The sequence below is a fragment of the Sulfitobacter undariae genome (assembly GCF_014196805.1).
Taxonomy (GTDB): Bacteria; Pseudomonadota; Alphaproteobacteria; order Rhodobacterales; family Rhodobacteraceae; genus Sulfitobacter; species Sulfitobacter undariae.
Genome location: NZ_JACIEI010000009.1, coordinates 1 through 20,993 on the forward strand (window position 1 = coordinate 1; position 20,993 = coordinate 20,993).

General features: G+C 51.5%; 18 protein-coding genes. 13 read left to right on the top strand and 5 right to left on the bottom strand.

The window, feature by feature from the left end; all coding sequences use genetic code 11:
- Window positions 1–215 precede the first annotated feature (215 nt).
- On the top strand, window positions 216–1,613 hold the full coding sequence (locus GGR95_RS12390) for an AAA family ATPase (RefSeq protein WP_184566290.1): 1,398 nt from the start codon (window positions 216–218) through the stop codon (window positions 1,611–1,613).
- The gene (locus GGR95_RS12395) at window positions 1,610–2,527 is read left to right on the top strand and encodes an HNH endonuclease family protein (protein ID WP_184566292.1); all 918 of its coding nucleotides are present in this window, start codon (window positions 1,610–1,612) and stop codon (window positions 2,525–2,527) included. Before GGR95_RS12390 ends, GGR95_RS12395 begins: the two co-directional genes overlap by 4 nt.
- 276 nt (window positions 2,528–2,803) lie before the next feature.
- On the opposite strand, the gene GGR95_RS12400 is transcribed toward GGR95_RS12395, so the two are convergent.
- Window positions 2,804–3,298 (bottom strand): transposase, encoded by a 495-nt coding sequence (locus GGR95_RS12400; protein WP_184566294.1) that lies wholly within the window; start codon window positions 3,296–3,298, stop codon window positions 2,804–2,806.
- A gap of 260 nt (window positions 3,299–3,558) precedes the next feature.
- Here GGR95_RS12400 and GGR95_RS12405 point away from each other — a divergent pair, with 260 nt between their 5' ends.
- From GGR95_RS12405 to GGR95_RS12425, 5 genes are all read left to right on the top strand, one after another.
- Window positions 3,559–3,798: a hypothetical protein gene (locus GGR95_RS12405; protein WP_184566296.1), complete on the top strand. Its 240-nt coding sequence runs from the start codon at window positions 3,559–3,561 to the stop codon at window positions 3,796–3,798.
- Between the two features lie 320 nt (window positions 3,799–4,118).
- Complete coding sequence (locus tag GGR95_RS12410) at window positions 4,119–6,575, top strand: type I restriction-modification system subunit M (RefSeq protein ID WP_184566298.1); 2,457 nt, start codon at window positions 4,119–4,121, stop codon at window positions 6,573–6,575.
- Window positions 6,569–7,786 carry a restriction endonuclease subunit S gene (locus GGR95_RS12415; protein ID WP_184566300.1) on the top strand — a complete coding sequence of 406 codons (1,218 nt, stop codon included), beginning with the start codon at window positions 6,569–6,571 and terminating at the stop codon, window positions 7,784–7,786. The genes GGR95_RS12410 and GGR95_RS12415 overlap by 7 nt, the downstream gene beginning before the upstream one ends.
- Before the next feature lie 9 nt (window positions 7,787–7,795).
- Complete coding sequence (locus GGR95_RS12420; protein ID WP_184566302.1) at window positions 7,796–10,894, top strand: type I restriction endonuclease subunit R; 3,099 nt, start codon at window positions 7,796–7,798, stop codon at window positions 10,892–10,894.
- Window positions 10,881–11,609 (top strand): M48 family metallopeptidase, encoded by a 729-nt coding sequence (locus GGR95_RS12425; protein ID WP_221384894.1) that lies wholly within the window; start codon window positions 10,881–10,883, stop codon window positions 11,607–11,609. Before GGR95_RS12420 ends, GGR95_RS12425 begins: the two co-directional genes overlap by 14 nt.
- Window positions 11,610–11,850: 241 nt before the next feature.
- On the opposite strand, the gene GGR95_RS12430 is transcribed toward GGR95_RS12425, so the two are convergent.
- Complete coding sequence (locus GGR95_RS12430; RefSeq protein ID WP_184566306.1) at window positions 11,851–12,162, bottom strand: ETC complex I subunit; 312 nt, start codon at window positions 12,160–12,162, stop codon at window positions 11,851–11,853.
- A 187-nt stretch (window positions 12,163–12,349) separates the two neighbouring features.
- Here GGR95_RS12430 and uvrB point away from each other — a divergent pair, with 187 nt between their 5' ends.
- The gene (uvrB, locus tag GGR95_RS12435; RefSeq protein WP_184566486.1) at window positions 12,350–14,551 is read left to right on the top strand and encodes an excinuclease ABC subunit UvrB; all 2,202 of its coding nucleotides are present in this window, start codon (window positions 12,350–12,352) and stop codon (window positions 14,549–14,551) included.
- A gap of 3 nt (window positions 14,552–14,554) precedes the next feature.
- Here the strand turns inward: uvrB and GGR95_RS12440 are convergent, their stop codons facing one another.
- Entirely contained in the window at window positions 14,555–14,953 is a 399-nt protein-coding gene (locus GGR95_RS12440; protein WP_246423374.1) for an NYN domain-containing protein, read from the bottom strand.
- A gap of 93 nt (window positions 14,954–15,046) precedes the next feature.
- Here GGR95_RS12440 and GGR95_RS12445 point away from each other — a divergent pair, with 93 nt between their 5' ends.
- The gene (locus GGR95_RS12445) at window positions 15,047–15,232 is read left to right on the top strand and encodes a PLD nuclease N-terminal domain-containing protein (protein ID WP_184566310.1); all 186 of its coding nucleotides are present in this window, start codon (window positions 15,047–15,049) and stop codon (window positions 15,230–15,232) included.
- Between the two features lie 107 nt (window positions 15,233–15,339).
- Window positions 15,340–16,008, top strand: coding sequence for a hypothetical protein (locus GGR95_RS12450; protein ID WP_184566312.1), 669 nt, complete (start codon window positions 15,340–15,342; stop codon window positions 16,006–16,008).
- Between the two features lie 39 nt (window positions 16,009–16,047).
- Here the strand turns inward: GGR95_RS12450 and GGR95_RS12455 are convergent, their stop codons facing one another.
- Window positions 16,048–18,327, bottom strand: coding sequence for a glycosyl hydrolase family 28-related protein (locus tag GGR95_RS12455; RefSeq protein ID WP_184566314.1), 2,280 nt, complete (start codon window positions 18,325–18,327; stop codon window positions 16,048–16,050).
- Between the two features lie 312 nt (window positions 18,328–18,639).
- On the opposite strand from GGR95_RS12455, the gene GGR95_RS12460 reads away from it, so the two are divergent.
- On the top strand, window positions 18,640–18,915 hold the full coding sequence (locus GGR95_RS12460) for a tryptophan synthase subunit beta (RefSeq protein WP_184566316.1): 276 nt from the start codon (window positions 18,640–18,642) through the stop codon (window positions 18,913–18,915).
- A 120-nt stretch (window positions 18,916–19,035) separates the two neighbouring features.
- Window positions 19,036–19,590 carry a helix-turn-helix transcriptional regulator gene (locus GGR95_RS12465; RefSeq protein ID WP_184566318.1) on the top strand — a complete coding sequence of 185 codons (555 nt, stop codon included), beginning with the start codon at window positions 19,036–19,038 and terminating at the stop codon, window positions 19,588–19,590.
- 180 nt (window positions 19,591–19,770) lie between these two features.
- Here GGR95_RS12465 and GGR95_RS12470 read toward each other — a convergent pair whose 3' ends face one another.
- The gene (locus GGR95_RS12470; protein ID WP_184566320.1) at window positions 19,771–20,208 is read right to left on the bottom strand and encodes a c-type cytochrome; all 438 of its coding nucleotides are present in this window, start codon (window positions 20,206–20,208) and stop codon (window positions 19,771–19,773) included.
- Between the two features lie 245 nt (window positions 20,209–20,453).
- Here GGR95_RS12470 and idi point away from each other — a divergent pair, with 245 nt between their 5' ends.
- Window positions 20,454–20,981 carry an isopentenyl-diphosphate Delta-isomerase gene (gene idi, locus GGR95_RS12475; RefSeq protein WP_184566322.1) on the top strand — a complete coding sequence of 176 codons (528 nt, stop codon included), beginning with the start codon at window positions 20,454–20,456 and terminating at the stop codon, window positions 20,979–20,981.
- Window positions 20,982–20,993: the final 12 nt, after the last annotated feature.

The window sequence follows — 20,993 nt, forward strand, 5'->3', positions numbered from 1 at the left end:
GCCACTCAGCACTGGGCTGGAAAAGCCCTGTCGCCTTCGAACGAAAGGTGGCTTAAACGAGCACTTGGGGCGGCACTAAAGCGTGACAGGTCCAGTTCGATAGTATGGAAATTGGTGGAAGGCGTATTCAAAGCCGTTCGGCGAGCTTCGTCCAACAGCTTGTTTTAGCTCTTGCTGAAGCCGACCAAACTAATCGGACCAGACTTCTACGTCGCATGGACACCCTGGTCGAAGAGGATCAGGCAAGACGTTCGGATCAATCGGACGAATCAGGGGGGCGCATGCCGGTCGATCTGGTGTCCCAAACATTGCCCGAATATCGCCCAGAACCCCGCCGCACTGGAGGCGTGGAGCAAATTCGTATCAGTAACTTCAAGGGCATCCACCAGCTGCATATCGGCCTGCGCCGCTCGAGAAAACGGTCGAAGAGCACGCCCTGTCTTATGTTGCTCGGTGAGAACGCCGTAGGCAAGACAAGTGTCTTGCAGGCAATCGCTTTGGCTTTAATCGGCGCTCGCCATGCCAAGAAGCTCGTGCGCGATCAGTCGGATTTTCTCCGTGCCGAAGTCGGGGGGCGCTGGGACCAGTTAAATCCCATCGATGCGACAGTAGGGGCAGACCTCCGCTTTGGCGGAGAGGCTCAGTTTCACCTCGATGCGAGCGCAAAACGGATCTACGGACCGCCAAACTCCGCCTGCGTGGTCCTAGGATATGGTCCTCGTCGATACTTCGATCCACGCCGGACCACCCGTCCAAGCTCCGACCACGTCAGGGTGCGCACGCTTTTTGATCCCACTGCAGCCCTTCCGTATGCGGGAGCGTGGCTGGATCAACTCGATGATAGACAGTTCAACGAGGTTGCAAAGATGATGCGGATAGTCCTGTCCCTAGGAGACGAGGACGAGGTTGTCCGAGACCTAGACGATCGCATCTGCGTTTCGCTGAGTGGTGAAATGATCCCGATCGAACGGCTCAGTGAAGGTTATCGCTCGGTTTTCGCGCTCGTTGCCGACGTGGCCCGCGAATTGCTCCGCGACTTCCGGTCGCTCGAAGACGCAGAGGCCGTTGTCCTCATCGACGAGATCGATACTCACCTGCATCCGAGATGGAAGATGCGAGTTATGTCTTCACTTCGACGGGCACTGCCAGGTGTTCAGTTCATCGTCACGACCCATGATCCTCTCTGCCTCCGGGGAATGGACGATGGCGAAGTAGTAGTCCTCCAACGGGACGAAGAGGGGCAAATTGTCCGACTCGATGATCTTCCAAGCATTAAAGGGATGCGTGCGGACCAGCTCCTTACTTCAGATTATTTCGGTCTGTCGAGCACGGTTGATCCAGAGACTGAGCTTAGCGTGGCACACTACGTGCGTCGAATAGGGGATCTCCCTTCAGACAGGGTAGAGGAGGCCGACAGGCTCGTCCGGCAACTTGCTTTGGGTGATGGCGCACTCGAGCAGGTCGTCCAGACCGCGCTATTGCGGTTCCTTAGCGAACGAGAAAGGCCAAAGGGCGAATTGCGACCAAACGTAAGGTTAAAAGCCGTCCAAGCTGTTATCGACGCGCTGGAAAGCAACAGACCTGTTTCCGACGGAAAGGCTGGGGGATCATGATTTTCGTGAGGCGAAGCGCAGAGGAGCCGGATTCTCTATCTTCCGCAGCGACGGTCCAACAGCAGCAGCGGGCGGCAAATTATTATGCGACTTGGTCACCAGGCGATGCCGGTTTCGGAGGCTTTGACCGCTACAAGCAAAATGACATCAAGGTCGAACTCAAACGAACCTTCCACCAAAAGTGTGCCTATTGCGAGAAAAAGCTGGAGAAGGGCTTCTTTGAAGTCGAGCATTATCGGCCGAAGTCGGCGGCGCTCGGCGATCCGTATCCCGGATACTGGTGGCTAGCTCTCAAATGGAACAACCTGCTTCCGACCTGCCCAGGCTGCAACAAAGGACTCCGGCAACACATCGTAACCGCTGAGATGTCCGTCAGTGAAGTCGAGGGGATACAGGCGGCAGCACCGACAACAGTTCATGGAAAGGCAGTGCAGTTTCCAGTGGGCGGCCCTCGGCTCTTGGCGAATGACGACAACCACGACGCCGAGATTCCCTTCATAATTGATCCAACGCGAATGGACCCATGCCTGGAATTGCATTGGAGAAATGATGCCACATACAGCGTTCTGGAACCTTCAGTAGGAAATGGCGGTCCTAGCATGCGTGGTTCAGAAACAATCCGCTGTCTTGCTCTCAACCGTATCGAACTCGTCCAAGCTCGAACTGCTAAACTATCCTTTCTCAAGGCTACTCGCGAGCGCATCCTGCAAGACCTCGAAACCGGATTAGTTACAAGCAGCGACCCCGCGATTTTGGATCTCCACCTTCAATACGCGATGAAGGGTGTAGATAGTTTAAAGCTTCATGCTGAGCCTGACCAGCCATTCTCGGCTATGGCCCAGGCCTTTGTGGATGACTTCGCCGACGAATTGCGCGAATACATCGCAATGAGAACGGCCGTCGTGGAGGCCTGACCGTCAACGCATGGTGGTCTGAGCTGGGAGCTGACCATCGCGAATCCCTCTCAAAGCCCAGCCTCGCTCCACTTATATGCTTGGTCGCTTTGAATTTGCAAAGGGCGCTTCTTGCGTTTTTCCCTAGGTGGAGAGTCTGTCGCCAGCTCCCGCTTCTTCTAGGACGCGGCCAATGGCATCTTTCCGCTTTTGGTGTCGATCAACACAAGGCGCAAAAACTTCCAAAACTACGAGGTGTTTATCTGGTGGTCACCAAAGCGGCTGCCAAATGGCCTATTAAAAATTGGCATGCTCCTGTGGCCTGACGCATATTGCCGAAAGCAAAATACCCGCGTCGCCTTTCGCAATTTCAGCATTTATTATTTTCCGCACCCTGCGAGCGGACACATAGTGAATATCGAACTTCTGCGCCAAAGCATGCGCTGGCATGTCTTCCCCAATGAAGTATCTGGTCCGATACTGAATGATTGCTTCTGCCGCCCCAAACCAAACCCCCAATGACAGCCGCGATCGATGCAGTGCCGTGCCCGACGTTGCGGAAAACTGATGGCGGCATTGCTCACACTGGAAGAGGCGACGCGTCTTGATCCAACTGCCGCCTTCATTTCCGCAATTGCTACATTTAGGGCCATGTGGCCAACGCACTTCAATAAGCCGCTCCAACCTCGAAGGTTCGTCCGGGAAGCAATGGGCAACACCTTCTTCGGGCAAGCTCAGAGCAAGCGCCTGCCAAAAATACCCATCGAATTTATTAATGTCGCCTGGGTCCACTCAGCATCCTTAATTCTGCGATCTGCCTTGGCTCCCTAAAACCAGGGCTGGCGCTCCTCCACTTCCGGCCAGTGATGCTGCTTTAAAGGCAATCGCGCAAGAAATTCTAGTGCCTCATTTCCTCCAAAAAATTGAGCGGCCGCATAATGAAGTCCAGTCACATCAATAGGTTGAGCCTCAAAACAGTAACTAAAAAAATGGTAAGTATATAAAATTAATGAAAATTAGACGTTGCGCGGCCACTTTAGGCCCGAAACGCCATGTCACATTTCACAGGAAATATTGATGTCATGGCGTGGCTACCGGAACAAACGTCACCTGTCTGCGCGGAGCAGATCACGTTGGAAGCTGCGACAGCATCCTTTCATTCCGATACCAACTATCTAAGCCGACAAAACGCGATGTCCCTATATGGCATAGATATGGGAAACCGCTCGGGGACAGTTGAGGGTATGCCTTCGATGGGTATGGGCGCACGCCTTTTCTTAGTTGATTTATAGGGTTTGCCAAGACACCGGATTGAGTGCCGATTTTCTGTTGAGACAGTTGTCGGTTACCACCTCCAAATTTTTTCGGTATTGTTGGATGGTCGTGATAGACGTGTGGCTAAGCAAGGCTGACTTGGCGGCAGAAGCCAAAGCGATCGGATCTGGCCGAAAATCCTCACGGTCGCAGTCCTTTTAAGAAAAGGCTACAAACCATTCAGTTTAAAGCGTTAATTTAGCTGCGAAAAATTGTGTATGTGTGCATTAAACATTGGAAGATTATCGTGAGCGTTATACGGTAACGGTTCCAGATGAAATGATGGGGCATCACTACCGTGGCTATTAAAAAGACAGAACTTTATACGACACTTTGGGCCAGCTGCGACGAGCTTCGCGGTGGTATGGATGCCTCCCAGTATAAAAATTACATCCTTACCCTTCTGTTCGTAAAATACGTTTCGGATAAATACGCGGGCGAGCGCTATGCTGAAATTGAAATTCCCGCAGGGGGGTCTTTCGCGGATATGGTTGCTGCTGATGGCCAGTCCAATATTGGCGAGCGGTTGAACGTCGTCGTTGGGGCACTTGCTACAGCAAACGGTATGGGTTGGCTTCAGAGTCCAGACAACGACTTCAACAACGAAGATCGCTTGGGCAAAGGCAAAGCCATGGTCGACAAGTTGTCAAAGCTTGTCCGCATTTTTGACGGTCTTGATCTTGGCCGAAATCGCGCTGACGGCGACGACTTGATGGGGGATGCCTACGAATACCTCATGCGTCATTTCGCGACTGAATCTGGTAAAAGTAAAGGGCAGTTTTACACGCCTTCCGAGGTATCAACGATCCTTGCAAAGGTTCTGTCTATTCCTGACGACGCATCCCGCGACACCACCGCTTACGATCCAACATGCGGTTCTGGGTCCTTGCTGCTGAAGGTGAACGCAGAAGCACCGCATGGGTTGTCTCTGAGGGGGCAAGAGAAGGAGCAAGCGACTTCTGCTCTCGCAAAGATGAACATGGTGCTGCACAACGCGCCGTCCTCCGAGATTTGGCAGGATGACACGATTTCTGACCCCCATTGGAAAAAGGCGAATGGATCACTTGAAACATTTGACTTTGCAGTCGCCAACCCGCCTTTTTCGCTGAAGTCTTGGAGCAATGGTATTAAGGTTGAAGAAGATGAGTTCGACCGTTTTGAAGATTACGGCCAGCCGCCAGACAAAAACGGCGATTACGCCTTTCTGCTTCACATCATCAAATCGCTCAAATCCCAAGGGCGTGGTGCAGTTATTTTGCCTCACGGCGTCTTGTTCCGTGGCAATGCGGAAGCGGATATTCGGCGTGAGTTGATCAAGCAGGGCTACATCAAAGGGATTGTCGGACTGCCTGCCAACCTCTTTTATGGGACCGGCATTCCGGCTTGCATTATCGTGATCGACAAAGGTGCAAGTGGACACCAAAATCCGATCTTCATGATCGACGCCTCCAAAGGGTTCATAAAGGACGGCAACAAGAACCGCCTGCGGGCGCAGGATATTCACCGCATCGTGGACACCTTTACGACGCGGACAGAGATCGACAGGTTTTCGCGGTTGGTGCCATTTGATGAGATTGCAACCAAGAACGATTTTAACCTCAATATTCCCCGCTACATTGATGCCAGCGCGCCAGAGGACATTCATGATTTGAGTGCGCACCTTCAGGGTGGCATTCCGAATGTGGACATTGATGCGTTGAAACCCTTCTGGGATGTGATGACAGATCTACGCCCAACGTTGTTTGGCGACAGTCCGCGTGATGGGTATTCGACGGCTCTTGTGGAACCCCGCGAGGTAAAGCGGACCATTTCTGAACATTCACAGTTCCAAGCGTTCAAGACGGCGTTAATGTCGCGCTTTGAAGGTTGGAAGGATCGGCAGAAGCCAATTCTGGAGAGCATCACTCAGGGGGATAAACCCAAGGCCCTGATCCGTGAGATATCTGAGGATTTGCTTTCCAGCTTCCATGGGGCTGATCTGTTGGATCAATATGACGTTTATCAAATCCTGATGACCTATTGGGAAGATGTGATGCAGGACGATGTTTATATGCTGGTGCAAGATGGCTGGTCAGTCGCCAGCACTGTGCGGCAACTGGTGCCTTACAAGGATAAAAGCGGGAACAGCAAATTCCGTGAAGATGCGGATTTTGAGGTTGGCGCGGGCAAGGCCAAGAAGAAATTCCGTTCTGATATTATTCGGCCTGATCTCGTGGTGGCAAAGTTCTTTACGGCTGAAAAAGCGGCGCTGGATGCGGCGACGCAGGCCAAGGATGATGCCATTGCGGCGCTGGAGGCCTTTATCGAGGATCACAGCGGTGAGGATAGCCTGATCGAGCGGGCGCAGGGCGATAATGGGAAATACGCTAAGGCCGAGGTGAAGCGGCAGATCAAAGAGGGCGGTGATACGCAGGAGGTTGCGGCGCTGAAAAAGCTGCTGAAGTTGCAGGAAGCCGAGACGGCGGCGAAGGCGGCGGAAAAGGTGTTGAGCGAAAAGCTGACCCAAATGGTCTTTGCCAAAATTCCTACACTGACGGAAGCCGAGGCCAAGGCGTTGGCAGTCTGTGATAAATGGCTGGCGACAATTGAAACCCGGATCGGTGATGAGATTGAACGGGTCACGCAAACCCTCGCGAACCGTGTGAAGGAATTGGAAGAGCGTTATGCCAAGCCTTTGCCCGCGCTGGAGGAGGCCGTGACCGACTATAGCGCCAAGGTTGAGGCGCATCTGCGTAAGATGGGGCTGTCATGGTGAAGGCGGGGTATAAGCAGACCGAGGTTGGGGTGATCCCAGAGGATTGGGATGTCCTTACGCTTAATGGAATTGCCAATATTGCCACAGGGAGCACGCCGCCGACGCATGATCGAACTCTGTATGGAGATGAACACCTGTTCGTAAGTCCGACTGATCTCGGTAGAGTTAAAAATGTTACGACTTCGCTAAAGATGCTTTCTTCAAAGGGTTTTCGAAGTTCCCGCAGATTTCCCGAAGGTTCAACCCTTTTTGTTTGTATAGGATCGACCATTGGTAAGACTGGGTTGGCAAAGGTTGAGCTCACGTCAAACCAACAGATCAATGCGGTGTTTCCATCGAATGCACTGGTATCAGAATTCACTTATCAAATGCTGACTTATCGCGCCCCCACGATAACCTTGGGTGCGTCGGAACAAGCATTACCAATGATCAATAAAAGTGAATTTGGTAAAACAAAAGTATCTGTTCCCACTATCAACGAACAAAAAGCCATCGCGGGGGCTTTGTCGGATGTGGATGGGTTGATTGCGGGGTTGGAGGCGTTAATTGCGAAGAAGCGCAGCCTCAAGACCGCCACGATGCAGCAGCTCCTCACAGGCAAAACGCGGTTGCCGGGGTTCGGTGAGGGCGTCGGGATGAAGCAGACCGAGCTTGGGGAGATTCCTGAGGATTGGGAAGTATTTAATTTCGGCGACCACTTCATCATATTCGCTGGTGGAGATGTGCCGAAGCATTCTGTATCTCAAATCCGTTCAGAAAAGCACCCACATCCGATTTTTGCAAATGCGATTCAGCACGAAGGTATTTACGGATATACGGCTGAAAAACGTTCTGAAGGCGATGCCGTCACGATAACCGCACGCGGTTTTTTGGGTCACGCAGAATATCGCATCGCTCCGTTCTTCCCGATCGTTCGCTTGTTGGTATTGGAACCTTGCGGTGGTCTCGATGCAAAGTTTTCGACTTACGCCATCAATGAGGGCGTAGAGTTTACCATTGAAAGCACAGGTGTTCCGCAACTCACTGCTCCACAGGTAAAGAAATATTCTCTCTTCGGGCCAAAAGACAAAAATGAGCAGGTGGCGATTGCTGAAACGCTGGCGGATTTTGATGTTCTGATTACCGCTCTGGCATCGAAGCTTTCAAAAACCAAAGCCCTCAAGCAAGGCATGATGCAAGAACTGCTCACAGGGCGCACGCGTTTGATTTAAGGAATTAATATGGTTGGCATCGGTGAGCTGGAGCGCAAAACGCAGAACCGCGTTGTGCAGCTTTTTCAGAAAGATCTGGGGTATGACTACCTTGGGGATTGGCACGACCGTGCGGGCAACAGTCCTGTCGAGCGCACCCTTCTGACCACATGGCTCACCACCCAAGGTCATAGTCCGACCGTCATCGCCCGCGTACTGCGCGAGATTGACATCGCTTGTGTGATTGGTGGTGGTAAGAACCTATATGATGCCAATAAGGCGCTTTATTCGCTGCTACGCTACGGCGTAAAGGTGAAAGACGATGGTGAAGATCAAAACCAGACGGTCTGGTTGATCAAGTGGGACGCGGTAGACCAAAACCACTTTGCCATCGCCGAAGAGGTATCGATCACGGGTGAGAACACCAAGCGCCCTGATATTGTAATTTACATCAACGGCCTTGCGCTTGGTGTGGTTGAATTGAAGCGATCAAGTAAATCGATCAGCGAAGGCATCCGCCAGAACATTTCCAACCAAGACGGCCAGTTCATCCGTGATTTCTTTGCGACAATGCAGTTCTGTTTCGCGGGGAATGATACCGAGGGCCTGCGCTATGGCACGATCGGCACGCCCGAGAACCACTATTACGAGTGGAAGGAAGCCGTCGAAAACACCTATGACAATCCGCTGGACTACGGCCTGAGCCTGATGTGTGGCAAGGCGCGGCTGCTGGAGCTGATCCACGACTTCGTAGTGTTTGATAAGGGTATTAAAAAGCTGGCCCGTCATAATCAGCATCGCGGAGTGACAAAGGCGCATGCCTATATTCGCGACCGTCGTAATGGGATTATCTGGCACACCCAAGGGTCGGGTAAAAGCTTGACGATGGTCTGGCTGGCCAAGTGGATCCGCGAGAACGTGCATGGCGGACGGGTTCTGGTGATTACGGATCGCACCGAGCTGGATGATCAGATCGAGAAGGTCTTTAAGGGGGTAGACGAGCACATCTATCGCACGAGCAGTGGCGATGACCTGATCTCGGCACTGAATAGTAAAGAGGAGTGGCTAATCGGTTCACTGGTCCACAAATTCGGGCGGCAGGGGGATGCTGGCGACGAGAAGGCGATGGAGACATACCTTGCTGATCTAAAGAAGGCGCTGCCGTCGGACTTCAAGGCCAAGGGCGAGATCTTTGTTTTCGTAGACGAATGCCACCGCACCCAGTCGGGGAAACTGCACGAAGCTATGAAAGCGATCTTGCCAAATGCGAGCTTTATCGGTTTCACTGGCACGCCGTTGCTGCACACGGACAAGCAGACAACAATGGAAGTATTTGGCACGTTTATTGACGAGTATCGGTTTGATGAGGCGATTGAGGACAAGGTCGTTCTCGACCTGCATTATGACCCGCGCGATATCGATCAAACGCTGTCTTCGCAGAGTAAAGTTGATAGCTGGTTCGATGCGCATACCTCGGCACTGACGCCATCTGCCAAGGCTCAGGTCATGCTAAAGTGGGCCACAATGCAAAAGCTTCTGTCCAGTCAGGACAGGCTGGCAAAGATCGTGCAAGACATCACGATGGATATGATCCAAAAGCCACGGCTAATGAGTGGCAGCGGGAATGCTATGTTGGTGTGCTCCAGCATTTATGACGCATGCAAAGTATATGAGTTGGCGCAAAATTCGGTCGAACTGAAGGGACGTTGTGCTGTCATCACCAGCTATGCTCCACAGGCACGCGATATTGCGAACGAACATACTGGTCATGGCGACACTGAGGCCATCTATAAATACAATACCTACAGGAAGATGCTGGCCAGCTTCTTTGAGGAGACCGAAGACCAAGCCATGAGCAAAACCGAGGAATTTGAGGCGCAAGTAAAGCGCCGTTTCCTCAATGAACCTGCGCAGATGCGATTGTTAATTGTGGTCGACAAGCTTCTTACCGGCTTCGATGCGCCTTCGGCAACTTACCTTTACATAGATAAGAAGATGGAAAACCACGGGTTATTTCAAGCGATTTGCCGTGTGAACCGGCTTGATGGCGAAGATAAGGACAAAGGCCACATCGTCGATTACAAGGATCTGTTCAATTCACTAGGCAAAGCAATTGTAGACTACACGAGTGAGGCATTTTCGGGCTACGAAGAGCGCGACATTGGCGGCATTCTAGCAGACAGGCTTGAGCGAGGAAAAGAGAAACTCGACGAGGCTAGGGAGGCCATCAAAGCTCTCTGTGAGCCAGTGGCCCAACCAAAAGAATACGATGACTTTAAGAAGTTTTTTGTAGGCAGCTCTCTTGATCAAGCTGAGGTCGCTTTAAACGAGACAAGGCGAATTGCACTTTATAAATGCACCGCCTCATATACGCGGGCGTTCGCAAATCTGGCCACTGAGATGACAGCCGCAGGCTATTCAACGCAAGAAGAAAAGCTCATCAAGGACGAGGTTTACTTTTACAGTCACTTGAGCGGACAAATTAAGCTCGCAAGTGGTGACTATGTTGACATGAAGAAGTTCGAACCCGCAATGCGCCAACTTTTGGATATGTATGTGCGCGCGGAGGAAAGTGAAAAGCTGACCGACTTCGAAGATATGGGCTTAATCGAGCTTGTTGTGAAATCTGACTTGGATTCGTTGTTGAATCCAAAGAACACGCCTTTCGAAACCGAAGAAGCAATGGCTGAGGCGATCGCAACAAATGTGAGCCGTAGAATTATTGATGAGCGCCAGGTCAACCCAGCATATTTCGACAAAATGTCAGAGGTCCTCATAAGATTAATTGAAGAAAGGCGACAAGGGGCAATCGATTACAAGAGCTTTCTTGAAGCTGTGAAAGCGCTTGCTCAGCAATTTTCGGGCACAGCAAGCAGCAACCAAGCTTCGTATCCTAATGAAATGAATACACCCGGTAAAAGGGCTCTTTTCGATAACTTTGGCCAAAGTGTCGATTGGGTCTTAGCTGTGGTCAAGGCCATAGCGCAAAACAAAACAGCCGGATGGGTTTCGTCGCCAATGCCGCAACCGAAGCGAGCTGTCTTGAAGGCAATATATGATGCCGTCGGTGATACCATTGACCCACAAGACGTCTTAGACATCGTGATGGTCCAGAATGAATTCCAGTAGGACAACTCTTACAATTTCAGATCTATCAGTTGAACTGGTCAGGAAAGACATCAAAAATGTTCATCTGTCAGTTTTACCTCCTGACGGCCGTGTCCGACTCTCTGCCCCCCACAACATGACTGACGACAATGCACGACTGGCGATAGTGACCCGCTGGAGCTGGATCAAGAAAAAGCAAAAGGAATACCTTGATCAAAAAAGAGAAACCGTCCGCAAATATGTTGACGGTGAAAGTCATTATTTTGATGGCCACAGGTATCTACTTTCGATCGTGAAGGCACAGCGGTCGGCAAAAGTCACGATAGCAGGTAACGGTCGAATTGAGCTCCATTGTTCCGACGATGCACCCTATTCTGCCAAACAAAAAGCGTTCGATGCTTTTTATCGTCAGCATCTCAACGAGTTCCTTCGACGCAATCTGCCCAAATGGTGTAAGGCGCTAAACGTGGACCTACCTGAAATCCGGGTCCAAAGAATGCGGACGAAGTGGGGAAGTTGTAATCCCAAGAGCAACCGTATCATGATCAATTTAGAATTGGCGAAGAAGCCACTTCGATGCGTTGAATACATCATTGCGCATGAATTGGTTCATCTTCGAGTGCGTCACCACAGCTCAGAGTTTATTGCGTTGCTTGAAACTGTTATGCCAGATTGGCGATATCACAAGGATATCCTTAATTCCTTACCTCTTGCGTATGACGAGTGGACTTACTGAATTTAGGTCGACCATCAGAATGTTCATTGATCTGCCAAAACATAAGCGCAGAGCCCGATAAAAGGACTACCTTGCCGGCCTCACGGGTTTTCGTCGCCACAAGTATCTTGCAAATGATTAAAAAGATGAAAAATCAACATATAGACATAGCCTCATGGGGCGCACTTCATGTAGATTGACGACAACTTTCGCGGGATCTTTGGCCCGATTTCGAGACAACTTTGCCCCGATTTTCAAAAACCTAGTGTGTCCACACGCCGCGGCGGGCGGTTGCAAAGTTTTCGCCGTAGCCGCCGGGGCGGATATTGGGTTTGCGGCGGTTGGGTTCTTGAACCTGCGCCTCGATGCCATGCTCGCTGGCATATGCAAGCGCTTCTTCTTTGGAGGCAAACTGCAGTTTTACCTGAGTTTGCGTATCGGCGGATGAGGTCCAGCCCATGAGTGGATCAACTTCGCGTGCCTGTGTGGACGCAAATTCAAGTACCCAAAGATGGGTCTTGGCCGTGCCCGAGGACATGGCAGTACGGGCAGGTTGATAGATTCTGGCGCGCATCGGGACTCTCCGTCTATAGACGCCTTTGGATATGGCATGGCGACGGTGGCGGATCAAGGCTCCTGTGGGTATTCTGTGCCGAGATCGTGTTCTGGTGTCACTTCGTGTCAGTAGGGTTGGCCTTGCGGCCTTGAACCTGTGACAAAAGATGTCACTTATAGGAGACGTCAAACTGGAGACCGCCCGAATGCCCTATGCGCAAACCGACAAAAGCGAAGCGACACCCATTCTCGCTAATCCAGCGCCTGACGTACGCACCCGTCCCAAGCTTGAGGGCGGTAAGACATTTGTGCTTAAAACCGAATTCGAACCCGCAGGCGATCAACCGACGGCCATCAAGGAACTCTCCGAGGGTATCCGTAACGGTGAGCGCAATCAGGTGCTGTTGGGGGCCACGGGCACAGGCAAGACCTTTACCATGGCCAAGATGATCGAAGAAACGCAACGACCCGCGATCATCCTTGCACCGAATAAGACGCTCGCGGCACAGTTGTATGGTGAGTTTAAGGGGTTCTTTCCTGATAATGCGGTCGAATATTTCGTGAGTTACTACGACTATTATCAACCCGAAGCTTATGTTGCCCGCTCGGATACTTTCATTGAGAAAGAGAGCCAAATCAACGAACAGATTGACCGGATGCGCCACTCGGCCACGCGGGCCTTGTTGGAGCGGGATGATGTGATCATCGTGGCGTCGGTATCGTGTATCTATGGTATCGGCTCGGTTGAGACTTACGGCGCGATGACGCAGGATTTGACCGTTGGCAATAGCTATGACCAGCGGCAGGTGATTGCCGATCTTGTTGCGCAGGCCTACAAACGCAACGATGCCTCTTTCCAGCGTGGTGCGTTCCGCGTGCGCGGCGACAGCCTAGAAATTTTCCCTGCCCACCTTGATGATCGCGCTTGGAAATTGTCTTTCTTTGGCGAGGAACTGGAAAGCATTACAGAGTTTGATCCGCTTACGGGTGAAAAGACAGGCAACATGGACCAAGTGCGCATCTATGCGAATTCGCACTATGTGACGCCCAAGCCCACGATGAACCAAGCGGTGATCGGCATTAAAAAAGAGCTGCGCATGCGGTTGGATCAACTGGTAGGTGAGGGCAAATTGCTAGAGGCGCAGCGGCTGGAACAGCGCTGTAACTTTGATCTGGAGATGCTGGAGGCCACCGGCGTGTGCAACGGGATCGAGAACTATTCGCGTTATCTGACGGGCCGTGCGCCCGGAGAGCCACCCCCGACATTGTTTGAATTTATCCCCGACAATGCAATTGTTTTTGCGGATGAATCCCACGTCAGCGTGCCCCAGATTGGTGGCATGTACAAAGGTGACTTTAGGCGAAAAATGACACTTGCTGAACACGGCTTCCGCTTGCCGTCATGTATGGATAACCGGCCTCTCAAGTTTGAGGAATGGGACGCCATGCGGCCGCAATCTGTGTTTGTATCTGCCACCCCCGCCAATTGGGAGATGGAGCAAACGGGCGGTGTGTTCACCGAGCAGATCATTCGCCCCACAGGTCTGATTGATCCGGTCATCGAAATCCGCCCTGTAGAGATGCAAGTGGATGACCTGTTGGATGAAGTGCGCAAAGTGGCCGCCGAAGGGATGCGGACGTTATGCACCACGCTGACCAAACGCATGGCCGAGGATTTGACGGAATACATGCACGAACAAGGTATTCGTGTGCGCTATATGCACAGTGACATCGACACGATTGAACGGATCGAAATTCTGCGCGATTTGCGGCTGGGTGCTTTTGATGTGCTGATCGGGATTAACCTGCTGCGCGAAGGTTTGGACATTCCAGAATGTGGGCTTGTCGCGATCCTTGATGCCGACAAAGAGGGGTTTTTGCGCTCTGAAACATCACTGATCCAGACCATTGGCCGTGCTGCGCGTAATTCTGAGGGTCGCGTGATCATGTATGCGGATCGCATTACTGGCAGCATGGAGCGCGCCATGGGCGAGACAGAGCGCCGCCGCGTCAAGCAGCTTGCCTATAATGAAGAACACGGCATCACTCCGATGACTGTGAAAAAGAACGTCGAGGATATTTTGGCTGGTCTTTACAAAGGCGACACAGATCAATCGCGCGTCACAGCCAAGATCGATAATCCGCTGGCGGGTGGCAACCTGCAATCTGTTCTGGAAGGGCTGCGCACAGACATGCGCAAAGCAGCCGAAAACCTTGAATTTGAAGAGGCCGCACGCCTGCGTGATGAAGTGAAGCGGCTTGAATCCGTTGACCTTGCAATCGCGGATGATCCAATGGCGCGGCAATATGCGGTTGAAAAAGCGGTGGGCGAGGCCCGCGTTAAATCAGGCCGTAGCACAATGGGCCGTGGTGGTATGCGTGGCGGGGTAAAGCGGCGGAGCCGTTAAGTGCTATAGCAGTGCGGGTTTGAGTTTTTTGGAAAAGCTCGCCCGCCCGCCCTTTTCTATACGACCTGTCACCAGCCATTTGGCCTGCAACGCGGGGTGCTGAGTGCGCCATGCGCGAAAGCGGTCATTGCTCACTATCTGTCGTCGCCCTTGCCCGCTGGCCTCTAGCAGCAGCGCATCTGCAGGCGTGCCAGCAGGGGCAATCACTACATGGGCAAGTGTCGCCAGCTGATCAATCAGATCCTGTTGCATGTGCAAAAAGATGCTGTTGTCAAAATAGACAGCGGGAATGAAACGCCGTGCGACTAAGGCGCGTGTGACCAGCGCAGGAATATCAGCCTGCGGCTTATTCCCAACCCAGAATAAGACGTTGGACCCGTCGATCAGCAAATTTGGTTTCATCACGATCGCCGCTCTGTTTTCATTTTGGGAACTAATGTCGCGCAACCGCGTTAATCAGGTAACAACGCTGATAGTAACGAATGGAGCATTACAATGGAATATGGCCTACTCGGACTTCTGATCCTGATTGCAGATATCTACGCGATTTATCAGGTTTTCTCGTCGAATACCTCTGGTCTTCGCAAAATTCTTTGGACCCTTGGCATCGTCATCTTCCCAGTTGTCGGTTTTGTCGTCTGGCTGCTTATGGGCCCGCGCGGCAACTCAGTCCGTATCTGACCAAACTTGATAACTGAGAACATAAATGGCCCGGTATTTTACTGGGCCATTGTTTTGCTAACTGTTTATTAACCATAGTTATCCAAGATCAGATCAGGAGGCTTCCTGTGCTGTATCGCCTATTTTGCATCACCGTATTATTGATCATGCCTTTTGGCGTTGAGGCAGGTCCGTGGTTGCGTGAAAAAGGAGCCACTTTTTCAGCAACTTCTGTAACCGGCACCTATTTCCTAGCGATTACCAGCCAAACTTATGTGGAATATGGTTTATCAGCAAAGTCCACTGTTGTTGCTGACGTTAGCATGACACGTCAGTATGGTTATCTGAACTCCGGCAAAGCGACATTCTCCATCCGCCGCGCATTGGTGCCAGAGGATGCCAAATCAAAATGGGCCTACGAGGTGGGCATTGGAACCGCTTGGACAAACACAGAAAACTTACCCCATCTGCGCACTGCGTTGAGCTGGGGGCGCGGTATAAACTGGGGCGGGACGTCTGGTTGGGCTACGGTGGAGGGCGCTGTCATCTGGGATTTGACTTACGCGCTTCATATTAAGAAAATCGATGCGACGTTGGGTTTAAACTTTACCGATGTTACTTCTGGCATGCTGCAATTCTACACGTCTCACGTAGGGGGCGAAATCTATGGCACATTCGCGCCGTCGATCATCCTCAAGCCTGAATTCACAAAATTTGACATCCAGATCGGTTTAGAAAGCCCGTTGGGCGACAAAGACAACACCGCAATCAAACTCGGGGTGATGCGAACATTCTAAAATAGGCTTCGACACGTTGTTATGTCGAAGCCATTAAATTTACACCACGTCGTTATCCATACGCGTGGTAACAGCAATTTTGCCTCGCACTGGTTCGGACCAGACGACATGAACCTGATCGGCGTTAGGCCCTTGTTGTGCACGGACAAACGGATTGTCATAGTTCAATGCATTTCCCGCATTACGCACGCCGCCCCGCACAATAACCGCATCCACACTTAAACTACGCCCTTCAAAGGGAAGCCCCGCGCCAGTTTCTATCACCCAGGTTTGTTCGTTGGAATTTTGCTCGGTTTCAAGAATATAGGGGTTGGTCACAGGCTTGCTCACCCCATGGAAAGAATTTCCCGTAAAACGTATGTTTCGCATACGGGTAAAGTTCAGATCAGCAAAGCTGGTGTCAACGCGTTCCACGCGATCCACATACCCGTTGATACTACGGAACCTATTACCTGCCACGTTGAGACCGTTTATGAAATGGCCCGCGCCGTAGGGCTTGATCAGGATATAGCTGAAACTTGTGGCGACTTCTCCAGACAGAAAAATGTTACTGGTTATATCCATTGAACTGAACGAGAATCCGCCGTTGAAAGCAGGGTTTGGGTCCCTTTCGTTCGTCCATTCAAAAGTAGCATTATCCACATAGTTATTGGTGAATACACACGATGCATAGGCTTCGGCCAAGACGACACCTGCTGACCGAATGCCACCATTTACTGAATCGCCTTGGAAGAAATGATTGCCGAAAATTAAGTGGTTTTGCCCGGACAGCACTGCAAAATGCCTAAAACGCTCAGAGCAGCAATTGCGCAGCTTTACGTCGTTTGCGTTAACGTTCAACGCAATCGATGTACGTTGTGATACCGGCAGATCATTTTCAGATGACAAGAACTGGCACCGCTCAACAAACATACCCTGACAGCCGCCACCCATGGACGTGATGCCGCGGTCTTTTGGCGTGGTGATAAAGCAATCGCGCACTGTAAATATCGTCCCGGCACCGGCCAACATAATGCCACTGCAATACTCCTGGCACTGAAACTCAATATTATGCAGGACAAATTTGGCGATGACGTCAAAGCCACTGAAATCCAGCATGTATTTGTAACGCCTGAAGGTGAAATTCTGGGTGCCTTCCGCGTCATAGAGGGGCCCGTTCAACGTAAGTTCGCCGCGCGCAACATTTTTGTCGCGGACATAAATCTCGCGCCCCACGCCGGTACCACTTACGTGGCTACCGATCTCAATATTCGCAATATTCGCCACGTTCTTCAATGTACGTGAGTCACTGCTGCTATAGGTCGCCTGAGCCGTTATTGTTGTGGTGTCCCAATCGCCCCCTGCAAGGGCAATCAACTGGCCGTTATGAATAGCGCGGCGTGTTTCATACCGCGTACGGTTGGGCACCGCTGCTTGTAAATCTATTGGCGCGGTCAAGGCGATTTTGCGCCCGCCCAAGTCGAGAGACTCGTGGTCGGAATTGTTCAATAATGCCTGAAATGCTTTCTTGAATGCCAGTTCTTCGTTTCCAAAGGCCTCCATATAATTGGGAAAGTCGAAATTTCGTCGCAGCAACAAAATTGCTTCGGTTGGCATCGTGACAGTGCCTTCGAATTTAGTGGGCGTGTCAAAGGTTACATCGCCGTTGAGCCTGAAAACACCCTGTGGGATTAGCACCGTGCGCCCGTTGGCCGCCATGTTTGCCGCTTCAAATGCGGCGGTATCGTCGGCTACGCCGTCGCCCAACGCGCCATAATCGCGCACATCCACTGTGGCGACCATATCTCCTAGAAACAAATGGGAGGCGTCGTTAATCTCAATGTCATCTACACGCACAACGCCGCCGTTTTGGCCGACTAGATCAATGCCAAAATGCCCGTAAGCCGCAGTTGCCCCCCAGATCATGTCAACGCCATCGCGGTTCCCGATGCCGATGATCGCACTTACTTCAACCACCTCTCCATATGAGGTGAGCGGCACAAGAGTGCCTTGGGTCACTACCCCCGAAACTGCGCCGCCGCCGGATGTCGCCGCATAGGCGGCGATACGCACCGAAGGTAAGTTGCCGCTCAGCGCCTTCACCCGTGCTTTAACCTGCAAGTAACTGCCCGGAATAATCGGCGTTTGACCTTTATACCGAAGTTGCTGGGTCGCATCGGTTTTCAGTATTTCCAATGCCCCGCCAAAATCCTGATCTGCAGGCACAAACACCCCATTGCCCGAGGTGGCATAGCTGGATGATCCCGATGTGCCGTCCCCATTTGAATATGCTGTCAGCCCCGCTGCATACGGAGCGGGCGTAAATGTAGCCAATGTCATAATATCCCTTTCGCGCTTCTCCGGCGCAACTGCCGGACACAGCTAGGGAAATACCAATACCGGCTTAACGGGACTCTATGTCACCGTGACGGTGCTGTTGCGCATTGCGCCACGCTTCTCTGACGCCACCCCATACCTAATCTGCATAAACTGAAGTTTATTGCGATCTTACAGAGGTTTATCAGGACGAAATTAAACTTTTGTTGAGTGTAAAACCCCTGCCGCGTTCCCTTATTCAACTCATCCCGACGATGAAACTTCATCATCGCCCATCAAACAAATTATGGGATTGAAACTGAAAAGGAATACGACATGAAACTGCAACTCACCGCTTCCGCACTTATCCTTGCTCTTGCTGGTACTGCTTCTTTTGCGCAGGGCATGGAAGGTCAACGTATAGGCTATCATGATGCGGCCACATCAGTAGCAATAAACGCAGGCAACGGCACTGCATCTGTTGTTACCGTTGAGAAATACGACGCTTCTAAAGATAACGGTAACCTGCGTGCAGAAGACCTGAGCGAGAGCACAGTCACTGTTTACGCTACACCTCGCGAAAACTTGAAGGACGGCCCTTTTTCCCGCTAAGTCAACATAACAACGCGTCTGCCCCTTTGGGCAGGCGCCTATATCTTTTTGTCTGCCAAACACGCCTTGCCGTTTGGTCAACAGGCATTAGGTCGTGCGTATCAAAGAGGTTTACGCACGATGCAAACGCACAAAAAAATCATCCTATGGGCTATCGCAGCCATGCAGTTTTACGCTGTCTTCTATTTCGCTTGCGACATTATATTTGAGGTTTGGGGGATTGAACCAAGATACTTGATGCCGGAAGGCCGCGAACAGCAACGCATCATGACAGCAATCGGTCTTACACTTGGCGCAGGGCTTGGCTGGACAGCCCTTAGAATGAGCATCAAGCGCACCGCCATTGCGGAAGAAAAGTTACGCCATTGTACAACGGGCTTCTTCCAATTGATTCAAGAGCATTTCACTCGCTGGGGCCTTACGCCGGCTGAGCACGATGTGGCCCTGTTTCTGGTGAAGGGTGTGAGTACCCGCGAGATTGCAGACATGCGTGGCACCTCTGAGGGAACAATCAAAGCACAGACAAACGCCATTTACCGCAAGGCGGGGGTGGCTGGCCGGTCGCAATTGCTAAGCATCTTTATTGAGGATTTGATGGATGACGCATTGATCCCAACCGCCAAAACCAAAGAACCAAAAGACGTACCCACCACACTTGAACCGGTTGCATGTTAGGTTGTTCGGCAGCTGCTCGATGTCCGGGTGATAGCGGTGGTTCTTCATCAGCGCTCTAAAAGTAGCCTCCAATCAGGGGGCAAAAAATTCAAGTCTTAGCGCGATAGGTTTAAATAAGTAGTGGCACCCCATTGGGATGCCACTACATTTTTATTTATACAAATTTGTCGGTCGTTTGGTTTAGTTCGCTTCGGCAGGTGCTTCAGGGCCAACAGAAACCAGATAGGCCCAGATATTTGCAGCGTCTTCGGGCTTTTTCAGTTTGAATGACATTTTGGATTTGGCACGTTTGTCATCGTTGTGTTCAACAAGAAATTTCTTTGGATCGGACACATAGGAAACAAAGGCGTCTTCTTCCCAGATCAAACCGGCTTCACCTGCTTGAATCATCGAGTCGCCGTATTTGAAATCGGTCGAACCTGCGACACGTTTGTAAATGCCATAGAGATCAGGGCCAGTCCGGCCACCTTTGACAATTTTAGTGCCTTCAGCATCGGTGATGGCGTGACAGGCTTTGCACTTGCGAAACCCTGTTTCCCCTGCGGCGACGTCGCCGGCAGCGAATACAGGCGCATTCATCAGTGCCAAGCCGAGTGCCGTGACTGCGAGTAATTTCATTGTCGTCCTCCTAAGCAATTCTAATACACCCGTTTCATTTCACGTCTGGCGCTACTGCACAGGTATAAGAGTACTTTGCACAGAACGGGTTCAACACCAATACGTCGGGTCGCGGCATTTTGGCACTGGCATATGTTCGTATTGCGGCAAATTCTTGCTGGCTATTGGCGGCAAGGGTTTTCGCAGCTAAGTGTGCTCTCGCATTTAATGGGCTGTGGCGGTGCCACTAGGATGACGGAGAAACAATGTCAGAAATTATGATTCCGGCTTGGGTCGATGGCAAACTACATCCTGTTGAAAAGCTCGAAGTCCACCAGCGAGGTCTAAGACACAAAGCCGTTTCTGTGTTTGTGATGTCAGGCGATAAACTGCTGCTGCAGCGCCGTGCGTTGGGAAAATATCATACGCCGGGCCTATGGGCCAACACATGCTGCACCCATCCGCACTGGGATGAACCAGATACCACCTGTGTACAGCGCCGATTGTCAGAAGAGCTGGGTATTCGGGGCGTGCAAGTGATCCATCGCGGTGGCGTAGAGTACCGCGCAGACGTTGGAAACGGCTTGGTTGAGCATGAACAGGTTGAAGTGTTCGTCGCGGATGCCGCGATTGATCTGCCACTGGCTCTCAATGCAGAAGAAGTAATGGAAACGCGTTGGGTGGCTTTAGAGGCCTTACGCGCCGAAATTGCACAGACGCCTGACATTTTCACACCTTGGCTGCGGATTTACATGACAGAACATGCTCCGCTGATCTTTGGGCAAGACATCTAAAAGGATATCCCC